General features: G+C 71.8%; 12 protein-coding genes. 7 read left to right on the plus strand and 5 right to left on the minus strand.

Annotation, left to right across the window (positions count from 1 at the left end; all coding sequences use genetic code 11):
- Positions 1-1,285 (minus strand): tetratricopeptide repeat protein (locus ACWEBX_RS12365; RefSeq protein ID WP_451884813.1); only part of this gene is annotated, 1,285 nt, incomplete at its 3' end.
- A 92-nt stretch (positions 1,286-1,377) separates the two neighbouring features.
- Between ACWEBX_RS12365 and ACWEBX_RS12370 the strand changes: the two genes are divergently transcribed.
- Positions 1,378-2,793 carry an FAD-binding oxidoreductase gene (locus ACWEBX_RS12370; RefSeq protein ID WP_451884814.1) on the plus strand — a complete coding sequence of 472 codons (1,416 nt, stop codon included), beginning with the start codon at positions 1,378-1,380 and terminating at the stop codon, positions 2,791-2,793.
- Positions 2,794-2,893: 100 nt separating this feature from the next.
- On the opposite strand, the gene ACWEBX_RS12375 is transcribed toward ACWEBX_RS12370, so the two are convergent.
- The gene (locus ACWEBX_RS12375) at positions 2,894-3,412 is read right to left on the minus strand and encodes an SsgA family sporulation/cell division regulator (RefSeq protein ID WP_451884815.1); all 519 of its coding nucleotides are present in this window, start codon (positions 3,410-3,412) and stop codon (positions 2,894-2,896) included.
- A gap of 279 nt (positions 3,413-3,691) precedes the next feature.
- On the opposite strand from ACWEBX_RS12375, the gene ACWEBX_RS12380 reads away from it, so the two are divergent.
- Together ACWEBX_RS12380 and ACWEBX_RS12385 are read left to right on the plus strand one after the other, a co-directional pair.
- Positions 3,692-5,560 carry an RDD family protein gene (locus tag ACWEBX_RS12380; protein WP_451884816.1) on the plus strand — a complete coding sequence of 623 codons (1,869 nt, stop codon included), beginning with the start codon at positions 3,692-3,694 and terminating at the stop codon, positions 5,558-5,560.
- Between the two features lie 63 nt (positions 5,561-5,623).
- Positions 5,624-6,367, plus strand: a complete 744-nt coding sequence (locus tag ACWEBX_RS12385) for an RDD family protein (RefSeq protein WP_451884817.1) — start codon at positions 5,624-5,626, stop codon at positions 6,365-6,367.
- A 169-nt stretch (positions 6,368-6,536) separates the two neighbouring features.
- Here the strand turns inward: ACWEBX_RS12385 and ACWEBX_RS12390 are convergent, their stop codons facing one another.
- Positions 6,537-6,827 carry a hypothetical protein gene (locus tag ACWEBX_RS12390; RefSeq protein WP_355760995.1) on the minus strand — a complete coding sequence of 97 codons (291 nt, stop codon included), beginning with the start codon at positions 6,825-6,827 and terminating at the stop codon, positions 6,537-6,539.
- Between the two features lie 439 nt (positions 6,828-7,266).
- On the opposite strand from ACWEBX_RS12390, the gene ACWEBX_RS12395 reads away from it, so the two are divergent.
- Both ACWEBX_RS12395 and ACWEBX_RS12400 read left to right on the plus strand, forming a co-directional pair.
- Positions 7,267-9,621: an immune inhibitor A domain-containing protein gene (locus ACWEBX_RS12395; RefSeq protein WP_451884818.1), complete on the plus strand. Its 2,355-nt coding sequence runs from the start codon at positions 7,267-7,269 to the stop codon at positions 9,619-9,621.
- Positions 9,622-9,752: 131 nt separating this feature from the next.
- Positions 9,753-10,088, plus strand: a complete 336-nt coding sequence (locus ACWEBX_RS12400; RefSeq protein ID WP_451884819.1) for a hypothetical protein — start codon at positions 9,753-9,755, stop codon at positions 10,086-10,088.
- A 103-nt stretch (positions 10,089-10,191) separates the two neighbouring features.
- On the opposite strand, the gene ACWEBX_RS12405 is transcribed toward ACWEBX_RS12400, so the two are convergent.
- Together ACWEBX_RS12405 and ACWEBX_RS12410 are read right to left on the minus strand one after the other, a co-directional pair.
- Positions 10,192-10,776 (minus strand): isochorismatase family protein, encoded by a 585-nt coding sequence (locus tag ACWEBX_RS12405; protein ID WP_451884820.1) that lies wholly within the window; start codon positions 10,774-10,776, stop codon positions 10,192-10,194.
- A gap of 206 nt (positions 10,777-10,982) precedes the next feature.
- Positions 10,983-12,311, minus strand: a complete 1,329-nt coding sequence (locus tag ACWEBX_RS12410) for a nicotinate phosphoribosyltransferase (protein ID WP_451884821.1) — start codon at positions 12,309-12,311, stop codon at positions 10,983-10,985.
- A 119-nt stretch (positions 12,312-12,430) separates the two neighbouring features.
- Here ACWEBX_RS12410 and clpS point away from each other — a divergent pair, with 119 nt between their 5' ends.
- Both clpS and ACWEBX_RS12420 read left to right on the plus strand, forming a co-directional pair.
- Positions 12,431-12,748, plus strand: a complete 318-nt coding sequence (gene clpS / locus ACWEBX_RS12415; RefSeq protein WP_451884822.1) for an ATP-dependent Clp protease adapter ClpS — start codon at positions 12,431-12,433, stop codon at positions 12,746-12,748.
- Between the two features lie 53 nt (positions 12,749-12,801).
- Entirely contained in the window at positions 12,802-13,407 is a 606-nt protein-coding gene (locus ACWEBX_RS12420; RefSeq protein WP_451884823.1) for a DUF2017 domain-containing protein, read from the plus strand.
- The last annotated feature ends 127 nt before the right edge of the window (positions 13,408-13,534 follow it).

Below are 13,534 nucleotides of genomic sequence, written 5' to 3' on the forward strand. Positions count from 1 at the left end.
TGTCCGTGGCCCGCACGGCGAAGCCGAGCGCCTCCTGGTCGTTCCCGGCGCGGTGCAGCGCCCAGCCCAGCGCGTCCGCCACCGCGATGCCGGGCTGCCGCTGCCATTCGGCGCGCAGTTCCCGCACCGCGGCTTGCGGGTCGCCGTGATCCGCCTCGAAGAGCCCGAGGACCGGTTCGTCGTCCACCCCCGCGGCGCCGTCCCGTCGCGCCAGGTCCCGCAGCAGGTCGTACTGCGTGCGCGCCTCCGCGCCGCGCCCGAGCTCGTCGTACAGCTCGCCCAGCTCCAGCGCGTACCGCGGCACGGGCCGCTCGGCGAGCGCCGCCCGGTACGCGCGCAGCGCTTCGGGCATGCGCCCCAGTGCCGCCAGCGCGCGCCCCTGCCCGGCCAGCGCGTCGTACGCGTGGGCATCGGCGCGCACCGCCGCCCGGTAGTGGTCCAGCGACTCCTGGCGGTCACCGCGCTCCCCGGCCAGGTCCCCGGCCTGCGTGAGGAAGGCCGCCTGCTCGGGCGCGGTGGCCGCGCCCGCCGCCGCGTCCGAGATCGCCGCCGCCGCGTCCTCGCGCCGGCCGCGGTCCCGGTACACCCGCGCGGCGACGGCCTGGGCCGCCGGCCCGGAACGCAGCGCGAGCAGCCTGCCGAGGGCCCTGTCCACGGCCTTGTGGTCACCGAGCCCGGAGTACGCGTCGATGAGCGCCGGATACGTCGTCCACCGCTTCGGCGCCAGCTTCTCCGCGGACTCGCCCCACTGCCGCGCGGCCCGGAAGTCGCCCCGCGCGCCCGCGAGCGAGGCGAGTCCTTCCAGCGCCGCCGCGTTGTCCTCGGGCCGCAGTTCCAGCGACTTGCGCAGCGCCTTCTCGGCCTTCGGGTAGGACGCGGCCGCAGCCGTCCGCCGTGCCCGTTCCGTGTACGCGGCGCCCAGCACCGCCCACGACGCGTCGTCGCGCGGACGGGCCCGTACCCGGGCCTCGCGGTCGTGGATGAGCGCGGTGAGATCGGGCAGCGCCGCGGGCACTCCGGCACCCACCGCGCTCACCGCCCGCGCCACCGGACCCGGGGCGGGCCGCGGCGCCCCGCGCCCGTTCAGGGAGGGCAGCAGCACCAGCACACCGCCGAGCACGGCACAGCCGGCCACCGCTCCGATCAGCGTGCGCCGGGTGAGCGGGGAGCGGCGCGCGCCGGAGGGCTCGGGGGACCGTGCGGCGGAGGCCTCCGGGGACCGCTCGCCGACGGTCTCCCCGGACCGCGGTCCGGCCGGCACCGGCTGTCGCTCTTCGATCTCCATGCGGTTCACTGTGCGTCAATAGGAAGACCGCACCCCGGCATGCGAAGCCTCCCGCGAATGGGGTTCACACCGATGGCCCCGGGTGCGACCCTGTGATCATGAGCCGTATCGAAGCCCCGCGCGATGAGGACACGGCGGCGACCGGCAGCCTCCTCGACCGTCTGCTGAGCGGTCTGCCGGCCGAGGCCGTGCTCACCGACCCGGACGTCACGGTCTCCTACGCCAACGACATGGCGAGCTTCTGCGAGGCGGGCACACCCGCCGTGGTCGTCCTGCCGCGCACGGTCGAGCAGGTCCAGCACGTCATGCGCGTCGCGACCGAACTGCGCGTCCCCGTCGTCCCGCAGGGCGCCCGCACCGGCCTGTCCGGAGCGGCCAACGCCACCGACGGCTGTGTGGTGCTGTCCCTGGTGAAGATGGACCGCATCCTGGAGATCAGCCCGGTCGACCGTATCGCCGTCGTCGAACCCGGTGTCGTCAACGCCGCGCTCTCCCGCGCCGTGGGCGAACACGGGCTGTACTACCCGCCGGACCCGTCGAGCTGGGAGACGTGCACCATCGGCGGCAACATCGGCACGGCCTCCGGCGGCCTGTGCTGCGTGAAGTACGGGGTGACCGCCGAGTACGTCCTCGGTCTGGACGTCGTCCTCGCCGACGGACGGTTGATGTCCACCGGGCGCAGAACCGCCAAGGGCGTCGCCGGGTACGACCTCACCCGCCTCTTCGTGGGCTCCGAGGGATCGCTCGGCATCGTCGTACGCGCCGTCCTCGCCCTGAAACCTCAGCCGCCCCAACAGCTCGTGCTGGCAGCCGAGTTCGGGTCGGCACGGGCCGCCTGTGACGCCGTCTGCAAGATCATGGAGGGCGGTCATGTGCCCTCCCTGCTCGAACTGATGGACCGTACCACCGTCAAGGCCGTCAACGACCTCGCGCACATGGGCCTCCCGGAGACCACCGAGGCACTGCTGCTCGCCGCCTTCGACACCCACGACCCGGCGGCCGACCTCGCCCTGGTGGGCGCCCTCTGCGAGGCCGCCGGCGCGACCCAGGTGGTACCCGCCGAGGACGCTGCCGAGTCCGAACTCCTGCTCCAGGCGCGGCGGTTGTCGCTCACGGCGCTCGAAGCGGTCAAGGGCACCACGATGATCGACGACGTGTGCGTGCCGCGCTCCCGGCTCGGCGACATGCTCGACGGCATCGAACGCGTCGCCGAGAAGTACGCCCTGACCATCGGCGTCTGCGCCCACGCGGGCGACGGCAACACGCATCCCACCGTCTGTTTCGACGCGACCGATCCCGACGAGTCCCGGCGCGCCCGCGAGTCCTTCGACGAGATCATGGCCCTCGGACTGGAACTCGGCGGCACGATCACCGGCGAGCACGGCGTGGGCGTGCTGAAGAAGGAGTGGCTGGCCCGCGAGATCGGCCCGGTGGGCGTGGAGATGCAGCGGGCGATCAAGACGGCGTTCGACCCGCTGGGCCTGCTCAACCCGGGCAAGCTGTTCTGAGATCCGGGACCGGCCGTCCGCCGGGCGGCCCGTCAGGACGCCCACCGTCCGCCTCCCACCGTCCGACTCTTCGTCGGACCGGTCTTCGCCCGCCGGCCCGTCAGGACTGGTCTCCGTCCGTCGACTCGTCGGACGGCCAGGGGTCGCGCAGCCACAGATCGTCCGGGGACGGCCCTCCCGTCGGGTCTAGCGGGGCCGAGAGCCTCGGGGACGGCGCGAGCAGCTCGGCCAGACCGGCGTCCATGCCGAGCTGCCCGGCTTCCGTGCCCGGGGGGACCGCCCTGAGTGTGCGCTCCAGCCAGGCGGTGATCTGCGTGGCGGGCACTTCGAGCAGCGCGTCGCCGTCCGGCGAACTCAGCGCCATCAGGACGACGCTCCGGCCGCCGACCTTGGTGGGCCACACCCGTACATCGCCGTGACCGCACGGCCGGAACACCCCCTCGACCAGCAGCTCACGGGCGAATGTCCAGTTGACGGGATGATCGGAGCCGACGTGGAAGGTGATGCGGACGGCGTACGGGTCGTCGGCGCGGTAACTCAGGCGCGCCGGTACCGGGATGCTGTGTTCCGGCGACAGGACGAGATGAAGCTCGAGCTCGCGTTCCACCACGGTGTGCATGTCGATGCGCTCCCTTTCGTCGTACGGGCTCCTGCGGACGGGCCCGTACGAGTGGAGAGCGCCTGGCGCCGTGACCATTACGCGGGTTCGGAGAAAACTTTCGGGACCGCTTCGGACCCTGTCCGGGCACACCGTCCACAGCCTCGGACGCCCGGCCGCACGAGGGGGCCGAACCTTGCCCGAAAGGAGTGGGTACCGCGGGACCGGCCGTGACGCGTGCGCCGGTCTGGTAGATGTGGACGTCCCACACGACCCCCGAGCAGATACGGGACGACGGACATGAGCGCCCCAACCCCGGCCCCCGGTGACGACAGGCCCCGCGAAGGGTATTACCCGGACCCCTCCATCCCTGGATACGTCCGGTACTGGAACGGCGCCGCCTGGGTGCCGGGCACGAGCCGCCCGGCGCCGTCGGGCGGCGAGGCGCTTTCCCCGCCGGCCGCCGCGCGTCCCGCGCAGGTGCCCGCTCCGGCGTCGTCCCCCGAGTTCTCCGCCGCACGCGGGCAGACGGGCACTCCCGCCGTGGAGGAGACGGGCCCCCACTTCTTCGACGAGGACCTGGAGCCTCAGGGCACCGCCTCCGCCGAGCCGCAGGGCGCCGCCTCCGCCTCCGCCGAGCCTCACGGCACCGCCTCCCCCGAAGCGCACCGCGCCGCCTCCGCCGAGGCCCAGCACGGCAGTCGGCCCGAGCCGGCCGCCTCGTGGGGTGCCGACCGCTCCCGCCAGTCCGGCTTCGGCGGCGACCAGGACCGCCGGGTGTCCTGGGGCGCGCCGAGGACGTCCGGCGTGCGCGACCCGCGTACCGCGGGGTTCACCGACGCGGTGAGCGGGCCCGACGGGGCGTCGGCGCGCACGGACGGCACGACGACGATTCCGCCCGCCGACTCCGGCGCCGCCCGGCCCCCGGCGTCCCCGAGTCCGGTGGTCTTCCGCCGCCCCACCGGTCCGGTGCCGTCCACGGGACCGGAGGGCGAGACGGGCGCGGGCGGTACGAGCCGTACAGGCGGGGCGAGTTCGGACGGAGCCGTCGCGGGGCCGTCCACGGCGGACCCCGAGGGCGACACGAGGTTCCGTGCGCCCTCCCCGCGTACGGAGCGGCAGGGCGGGGGCACGACCCCGCCGAGTGCGCCGGGTGTGTCCGCCGGGTCGGGCCCGTCGGCCGCCCCTGCCGGATTCGGACCGCCCGCCGTGGCGGCCACGTCCGGTCCCTCCGATGCCCCCGCCGGGGCCGGGCTGTTCGCCGCCCCTGCCGGGTCCGGGGCGCCCGCCGTGTCCGGGGCACCGGCCGCGCCCGCCACGTCCGGTTCGTCGGCCGCCCCCGCGGCCGGTTCCTCCGGCGTGCCCGCGGCGGGCGCGGCGGCCGTACCCGGCACATCCGCGGCCTCCGGAGGCGGCTTCGGCGCCGGTCCGGGTGCCGTCGCACCGGGCACCCCGGGTGCCGTCGCCCCTGGTGTCGGGCAGGTCGCTTCCGGCCCCGTCGTCCCTCAACAGCCCGGTGGGGCCGCCCCCATGGCCTCCGGGGCCGGCGGGGGGCAGCCCTCCTGGGCGCAGCAGGTGCATCAGCTCGCGGGCGACCCGGCCGACGAGGGGCAGCGGGTCGCGCCGTGGAAGCCGCCGGTCGACGACGTGTTCCAGGCGGCCGCACGGCTCCAGGCGTCGGCCCGCCCGGCCGGCCTCGGCCGACGGCTGGCCGCCCGACTGCTGGACACCGTCGTCATCGCCGGCGTCACCGCGGCGGCAGCCGTCCCGCTGGGCACCAGGGCGGTCGACCACATCGACGCGAAGATCGACGCGGCCAAGCTGTCCGGCGAGAAAGTGACCGTCTGGCTCCTCGACCCCACGACCGCCTCCTGCCTCGGTGCCGTCCTCGCCGTCCTGCTCGTCTTCGGCGTCCTCTACGAAGTCCTGCCCACCGTCAAATGGGGCCGTACCCTCGGCAAGAAACTGTGCGGCATCGAGGTGCGCGACATAGAGGGTCACGAACCGCCCACCTTCGGCCGGGCACTCGGCCGCTGGCTCGTCCTCAGCGTGCCGTCCCTGCTGGTCGTCGGCCTCGTGGGCGTCGTGTGGTGTCTGTTCGACAAGCCCTGGAGCCAGTGCTGGCACGACAAGGCGGCGCACACGTTCGTGGCGGGCCCGGCCCGGTAATCCCGTCCCCCGGACGGCCCTTCGCCGGATGCGGAGCCGGGGGGTTCGCGGTCGACTCGGGCCATGAGCAGCGAACCGCCGCCCCCGGACTCCGGCCGGCCACCGGACGAGGACCCGTTCAAGAAGCAGCCCCCGCCCGGTGAGGGCGCGGGCTCCCCGTACGACCCGCCGCCTCCGTCCGGCGACCGGACCCCGCCGTACGGCAGCGAGCCGCCCCCGTTCGGCGGCGGTGGCGGTGGCCCCTACGGCGAGGGCGGCGCGTACCCGGGAGGCGGTCCGTACTCCGGAGAGGGGCAGCAGCCGGGCGGCGGCGACCCCTACGGCGGTGGCGGTCCCTACGGCGGCGACCCGCTCGCCGGCATGCCGCCGCTCGCCGACAGCGGGAAGCGGGTGCTGGCCAGAATCCTGGACATGATCCTGGTGGGCATCGTGGTGTGGCTGCTGTCCTGGGCGTTCGGGGTCACCGAGTACGACGTGGACTCGAACAAGATCGAGTACAGCAAGTCGCTCGGGCAGTCCCTGGTGGCCGCGGTGCTCTACGTGGCGTACGACACCGTGATGATCAGCAGGACGGGCCAGACCCTCGGCAAGCGGCTGCTCCATCACCGGGTCGCCAACCTCGACAACGGCTCCACACCCTCGGTGCAGACCTCCCTCGTCCGCGCCCTGGTGCTGTGGATCCCGTTCGCGTTCTGCTGCGCCTGCATCTGGACGGCGATCGCGGGCGGCTGGAGCTTCTTCGACAAGCCCTACAAGCAGGGCCTGCACGACAAGGCGGCCAAGACGGTGGTGGTCGACACCGGCTGAGGCCCGTCGACGACCTCGCGGTACGGGACGACCGGACAGCGGGCCGGACAGCGGGCCGGGCGACGCGTCGCCCGGCGGGAGCGCACACCGGAACGGCGGGTCCGTGGTCGACGGGCCCGCCGTTCCGGTACGAGGTCGCGGCGTCCGGGGTGCCGGCGCGTACGCGGTCTCAGGGCCCCGCGGGTTCGCGCACGGGCTCGGGCGCGGAGGACACGGAGGCGGACACGGACGCGGTCTCGCGCTGCGCCGGTACTCGCTCGTGGACGACGGCCGAGGCGGCGGGCGCCGGCTTCGGCAGGGGGACCGTCATGGCCACCAGCAGTCCGAGAGCGAGCGCGGAGAGGGTGATCAGCACGATCCCCAGACTCGAACTCGTCTGTGACAGCAGCAGCATGGCGAGGGTGGAGAAGATCACGGTGCAGGAACCGTAGGCGAGCTGTGCGGCGGTCGGACGAGGCATGGCAATCGTGTCCTCGGATGGGGGTTCTCCCCCCGGTGCCTCTCGCGATGGGGGAGGGTGCGGATAGATGTCGGGGGTGGGACAACGGTGTCGACGTGACTGTCCGCCGGCTTCCGACGTTCGCCAATCGACTCTATTCGCCTGCATGCCCGAGTGGAACGTCCGGTAAGCGTGACCTTACCCACGGTGCCGGTGCACAGGGGGCGCACGGATTCATCGCGTCCTTCAAGTGGGCCGGAAAGCGCGCCTGTTGGTGGCGTTCGGGGCCGTCCGGATACCGAACGGAGGCTCCGCATAATGCACTTGCCAGGTTCAAGTCAAGATCTGTTTTTTCTTTCGTAACTCCGGTCAAATGTCGTCACTTGAATCGCGTAGACGCGTGCGGACCTCCATGACCCGGAACCCCCTCCGCGCGAACGTGCGCGGGGGAGGACATCAAGTGACCAACAGACCATGGACGTTCAGAGCAGCCGCGGTGGGCGTAGCCTTCGCGGCGGCCACCGCCGCGTTCTCGACGTACGCCGTGGCGCAGGCCGACTCGGCCGCCGCTTCACCCGTCGTGGACCGCCACGACCCGCAGCCGGTCAAGAACACGGTCGACCACGACCTCGACGGCCCGCTGAGCAAGACCCAGGACGCCCAGCGCCAGGAGGCGCTGAACCAGGTCCTGTCCGGCGACGCCAAGGTGCAGAAGCGCAACGGCTCGCAGGTCGTCCAGCTCAAGAGCAAGAAGGGCGACAGCAAGTACGTCGAGCTCGGCCGCGAGAAGACCGACAAGATCTTCACGATCCTGGTGGAGTTCGGCGACAAGACGGACCCCAAGTTCGGCGGCACCGCCGGACCCGGGCACAACCAGATAGCCGCGCCGGACCGTGCGAAGGACAACAGCACGGCCTGGCAGGCGGACTACAACCAGAAGCACTTCCAGGACCTCTACTTCGGCACCGGCAAGAACGTCGAGTCGATGAAGAAGTTCTACGAGACGCAGTCCTCGGGCCGCTACTCGGTGGACGGCAAGGTCGCCGACTGGGTCAAGGTCCCGTACAACGAGGCCCGTTACGGCAACAACGCCTGTGGCAGCACGAACTGCCCGAGCGTGTGGAACGTCGTCAGTGACGGCGTCACCTCCTGGGTCGCCCAGCAGAAGGCGGCGGGCAGGACCGACGCGGCCATCAAGGCGGACCTGGCGCAGTTCGACCAGTGGGACCGCTACGACTACGACGGCGACGGCAACTTCAACGAGCCGGACGGCTACATCGACCACTTCCAGATCGTGCACGCCGGTGAGGACGAGTCCGCGGGTGGCGGCGTCCAGGGCAAGGACGCGATCTGGGCCCACCGCTGGTACGCCTTCGGCACCGACGCGGGCGCCACGGGTCCCGCGGACAACAGGCTCGGCGGCGCGCAGATCGGCGACACCGGCATCTGGGTCGGCGACTACACCATCCAGCCGGAGAACGGCGGACTCGGCGTCTTCGCCCACGAGTACGGCCACGACCTCGGTCTGCCGGACCACTACGACACCGCCGGCGGCGACAACTCCACCGGTTTCTGGACCCTGATGTCCTCGGGTTCGTGGCTCGGCACCGGCAAGAAGTCCATCGGTGACCTCCCCGGCGACTTCAACGCCTGGGACAAGCTCCAGCTCGGCTGGCTGAACTACGACACCGCCAAGGCCGGCAAGCAGTCCACGCACAAGCTGGGCGTCGCCGAGTACAACACCTTCGACAAGCAGGCGCTCGTCGTCTCCCTGCCGGAGAAGGCGGTCACGACCACGGTCGTCAACCCGGCGCAGGGCTCGTCCCAGTGGTGGAGCGGCAGCGGTGACAACCTGAAGAACACGCTGACCCGGTCCGTGGACCTCACGGGCAAGTCGTCGGCGAAGCTGACCCTCGACGGCTGGTACGACATCGAGGCGAACTACGACTACCTCTACACCGAGGTCTCGACCGACGGCGGCGCCAACTGGACCGCCCTGGACGGCACGGTGGACGGCGCCGCCATCCCGCGGGACGGCAGCGACAAGCCCGCCCTCACCGGCACGGTCGACGCGTACAAGAAGCTCGTGTTCCCGCTCGACGCCTACGCGGGCAAGAAGATCGACCTGCGCTTCCGCTACCAGAGCGACGGCGGCGTTGCGCTCAAGGGCTTCGCGGCCGACGAGCTCAGCGTCATCGCCGACGGCACCGCGCTCTTCTCGGACAACGCCGAGACGGCCGACGCCGCTTGGACCGCCGCCGGCTTCTCCCGCATCGGCGCCTCGTTCACCAAGGACTACGCGCAGTACTACCTCGCGGAGAACCGTCAGTACGTGTCGTACGACAAGACCCTCAAGGTCGGCCCGTACAACTTCGGCTTCTCGACGACCCGTCCGGACTGGGTGGAGCACTACGCCTACCAGACCGGTCTGTTGATCTGGAAGTGGGACACCTCGCAGGCGGACAACAACACCAGTGAGCACCCGGGTGTCGGCCTCGCGCTTCCGGTCGACTCGCACCCGAAGGCGCTGTGGTGGGACAACGGCACGCTGATGCGCAACCGCATCCAGGCCTACGACTCGCCGTTCAGCCTGAACCGCACGAGCGGTATCACGCTGCACAGCGCGGACGTCGCCACGAAGATTCCGTCGTCGAAGGGGGTGTCGGTCTTCAACGACCACACCAGCGACTACTACGACAACCGGAACCCGACCGGCGGTGTCAGGGTCACTGACACCAACACCAAGATCGAGATCGTCAAGCAGGCCAAGGATGGCTCGACGATCTCCCTCAAGGTCGGCCCCGCGGTGAAGTAACAGCATTTTCGCAGGTCAGAAGCGTATCGGCGGCAACCCCTGGCGGGTTGCCGCCGATCGTGTTTAGGTGCCTCCTGTGCCTGGCTTATTGACACCGACATCCGAACCGACTCGCACGGGGGTGTGACCGCATGGCCGCAGGAGGTTTCTGCAGACTGCCGAACGGCAGCGTCGTGGTGGCGCTGAACCTGCCCAGCCCGGCAGGTCCGGCGGGCGGCTGCGTGCGCTTCCTGGTCGTCGCGCCGAACCGCGCCCGCGCCCTGACCAGGCTGCGCAACCTGGGGCTGCGCGCCGTCTACCTCCGGGGCAACGGGTCCCCGCCGAGCCCGGACGAGATCACCGCGGTCCTGCATCACCCCGACGGGCTCATATGGCGCACGGCCCCCGAGAGCGGTTGCACGGAGCTCACCCAGGAGCTGTGGCACCCGGTCAGAACCCTGCTCAGACGCCCGGCACCCCAGCCGTGACCTGGGCGGATGCGGGCCGAGACGGCCCGGGACATGCCACGTCGCCGCCCGGCGCCCGCGTGACGGGTCCGGGCCCGGGCCCGGGATCACGGGCGGCCGGGCTCTAGACCACCGGCTTGCCCGTGAGGTCGATCCCGGCGGCGCGCATCTCCTCCAGCGCCCGCTCGGTCGTCTCCTCCGCCACGCCGGCTGTCAGGTCCAGCAGGACGGTCGTGCGGAAGCCCTGCCGCGCCGCGTCCAGGGCGGTCGCCTTCACGCAGTGGTCGGTCGCGATGCCGACCACGTCCACCTCGCCGATCCCGCGGGCGCGCAGCCAGTCGCCCAGCGGCAGCCCGTTCTCGTCGGCGCCCTCGAAGCCGCTGTACGCCGCCGCGTAGGCGCCCTTATCGAAGACCGCGTCGATCGCGCCGGAGGCGACGGCCGGGGCGAAGTTGGGATGGAAGCCGACCCCCTCGGTCCCGGCCACGCAGTGCGCGGGCCAGGAGTGCACGTAGTCGGGGTTGTCGGCGAAGTGGCCCCCGGGGGCGATGTGCAGATCGCGGGTGGCGACCACGTGCCGGTAGCCGGCCGGGGCCTGCCCGATCAGCTCCGTGACGGCGGCGGCCACGTCGGCACCCCCGGCCACGGCGAGGCTGCCTCCCTCGCAGAAGTCGTTCTGCACGTCTACGACGATCAAGGCGCGGCGCATGGGCTGTGTCCTTCGGCTATGGGGGCGGCAGACAAGGGTGCGGGCCCGGCCGTTGAACTTCCGAGCCTAGAGAATTCCGGGGTGGTGCGGGAGGGGGTATTCGGCTTCCGCGGCCCGCGCGGGCACGCTGCCGTTGCATTCCCGCTCACCGAGGGTTCATGCGCGGTGCCACTCCGGTAACGCCCGCACCACCCGTCCCTGGCATCTCAGACGTATTCGGTGGGGATCACCGGCTCGCCGCGCGAGAGCTGGGTCGCCGACAGCGGCAGCCGGGCGCGGGCCGCCGCGTGCCGGTCGCGTACGACGTCGAGCGGCTCGCGGGACAGGACCTGTCCGCCCTTGACCAACTGGACCAGGAGCTGCCGGTCGGCCAGCTCGGCGGGCACCGGCCCGACGCCGATCACCTCGGCTTCGGCGACCTCTTGTCCGTCCACGCGCCGCGCGGCCCACTTGCGGCCGCCGATGGACGTCTTGCCGCCCGTGGACTTCTTGGCCACCGGCTCCAGCGGAGCCTTCGGGTCGGCCGACTCGGCGCGGGCGACCAGTTTGTAGACCATCGAACACGTCGGATGGCCGGATCCCGTCACGAGCTGGGTGCCGACGCCGTACGCGTCCACGGGCGCCGCCGCGAGCGAGGCGATGGCGTACTCGTCGAGGTCGGAGGTCACGACGATCTTCGTCTCCGTCGCGCCCAGCTCGTCGAGCTGGCGGCGCACCCGGTGGGCGACGAGCAGCAGGTCACCGGAGTCGATGCGCACCGCGCCGAGTCCGGTCCCGGCGACCTCGACGGCCGTGCGGACGGCCTCGGCGACGTCGTAGGTGTCCACGAGCAGCGTGGTGCCGCGGCCCAGCGAGTCCACCTGGGCCCGGAAGGCGTCCCGCTCGTGGTCGTGCAGCAGGGTGAAGGCGTGCGCCGACGTGCCCACGGTCGGGATGCCGTAGCGGAAACCGGCGGCCAGGTCGGAGGTGCTGGTGAACCCGCCGACGTACGCGGCACGCGAGGCGGCCACGGCGGCCAGCTCGTGGGTGCGCCGGGCGCCCATCTCGATCAGCGGGCGGGTTCCGGCGGCGGAGGACATGCGGGAGGCGGCCGCCGCGATGGCGGAGTCGTGGTTGAGGATCGAGAGGATCACCGTCTCCAGGAGCACGCACTCGGCGAAGCTGCCCTCGACCCGCAGGACGGGCGAGCCCGGGAAGTACACCTCGCCCTCGGGGTAGCCCCAGATGTCCCCGCCGAAGCGGTACGAGGCGAGCCACCGCAGCGTGGGCTCGTCCACGATCCCGCGCTCGCGCAGGAAGCCGATGACGTCCGGGTCGAACCGGAAGTTCTCGACGGCGTCCAGGACGCGCCCGGTGCCCGCGAGGACTCCGTAGCGCCGTCCTTCGGGCAGCCGGCGGGTGAAGACCTCGAAGACCGAGCGCCGCTCGGCCGTCCCGGCCGCGAGCGCGGCCTGCAGCATCGTCAGCTCGTACTGGTCGGTGAAGAGCGCCGTAGAGGGAACATCCACCGGCAGCCCAAGGTCCGCTGTGTTCATGGCAGGGATCGTACCCCCATTTCGTCAGTTTGACGATTTCCGTCGGGGTGGCGGTTCCCGGGGCGTTCGAGCCCCTGTTCCGGGGCCCGTTTATGCGGGTGCCCCCCTCTGGTGGGAGCATGGGCGGTGTGACGGCTCCCGCACCTCTAGAGATCGAGAAGACCGAGTCGGCGGAGGAGGTTTTCGCCGTACCCGAGCCGGACGTCCCCTGGGTCACGATCGTCCACAACGACCCGGTCAACCTCATGAGCTACGTGACGTATGTCTTCCAGTCCTACTTCGGGTATCCCAAGGACAAGGCCACCAAGCTGATGATGGACGTGCACCACAAGGGCCGGGCCGTCGTCTCCAGCGGCACGCGCGAGGAGATGGAACGCGACGTGCAGGCCATGCACGGCTACGGTCTGTGGGCCACCCTTCAGCAGGACCGGAAGTAGCCGGCACCCTGTCAACCGACCGCCCGCAGGACCGGAAGTAGCGAACTCACTCCATGCCCGGACACTTCGAACCGCTCCCCGGCGGCGGCGCGGCCGTCGCGCTCGACGAGGTCGAGATCTCCATCATCCGCTCCCTCGCGGTCCAGCTCCTGGAGCTCATCGGTCCCGGCCCCGCGGAGGACGACTCCGCCGACCCGCTCGCCGAGCTGTTCGCCGAGGGCCCCAGCGAACCGCCGAGCGACCCGGTGCTCCTGCGCCTGTTCCCCGACGCCTACAGCGGTCCCGGCGTCGACGCCGGGACCCCCGAGCAGGCCGAGGAGCAGCGCGCCCACTCCGCCGAGTTCCGCCGCTTCACCGAGAACGACCTGCGTGCGGGCAAGCGCGAGAACGCCCTCGCGGTGATCCGCTCGCTGGACGCGCTGACCCCCGGTGGCGACGGGGGAGCGGTCCTGGAGCTGACCGCCGCGCAGTCCGGGCAGTGGCTGCGCGCCCTCAACGACCTGCGCCTCGCCATCGGTTCGCGGCTCGACGTCGTCGACGAGGAGGACACCGACCTCCTCTACCGCCTCCCCGACGAGGACCCGCGCAAGCCGATGGTGATGGCGTACCTCTGGCTGGGCGGCCTCCAGGAGACCCTGGTCACCACCCTTATGCCCTGATCCATCCGAAATCCGCCGCCGGGCACGCCCGTATGAGTGTTCGCTCAGAGGACGCTCAAATCCGAATAACGATCACGTCACCGTAACCGCGCCCTTTGGGGCGCGGTTCGACATTTTGTCCGGTTCT

This window comes from Streptomyces sp. NPDC005070, from assembly GCF_053600395.1.

Bases quoted from the DNA above. Each gene is read 5' to 3' on its own strand.
- ACWEBX_RS12375 (WP_451884815.1), bottom strand. From the start codon at position 3,412: ATGCACACCGTGGTGGAACGCGAGCTCGAGCTTCATCTCGTCCTGTCG.
- ACWEBX_RS12380 (WP_451884816.1), top strand. From the start codon at position 3,692: ATGAGCGCCCCAACCCCGGCCCCCGGTGACGACAGGCCCCGCGAAGGG.
- ACWEBX_RS12385 (WP_451884817.1), top strand. From the start codon at position 5,624: ATGAGCAGCGAACCGCCGCCCCCGGACTCCGGCCGGCCACCGGACGAG.
- ACWEBX_RS12390 (WP_355760995.1), bottom strand. From the start codon at position 6,827: ATGCCTCGTCCGACCGCCGCACAGCTCGCCTACGGTTCCTGCACCGTG.
- ACWEBX_RS12400 (WP_451884819.1), top strand. From the start codon at position 9,753: ATGGCCGCAGGAGGTTTCTGCAGACTGCCGAACGGCAGCGTCGTGGTG.
- ACWEBX_RS12405 (WP_451884820.1), bottom strand. From the start codon at position 10,776: ATGCGCCGCGCCTTGATCGTCGTAGACGTGCAGAACGACTTCTGCGAG.
- ACWEBX_RS12410 (WP_451884821.1), bottom strand. From the start codon at position 12,311: ATGAACACAGCGGACCTTGGGCTGCCGGTGGATGTTCCCTCTACGGCG.
- clpS (WP_451884822.1), top strand. From the start codon at position 12,431: ATGGGCGGTGTGACGGCTCCCGCACCTCTAGAGATCGAGAAGACCGAG.
- ACWEBX_RS12420 (WP_451884823.1), top strand. From the start codon at position 12,802: ATGCCCGGACACTTCGAACCGCTCCCCGGCGGCGGCGCGGCCGTCGCG.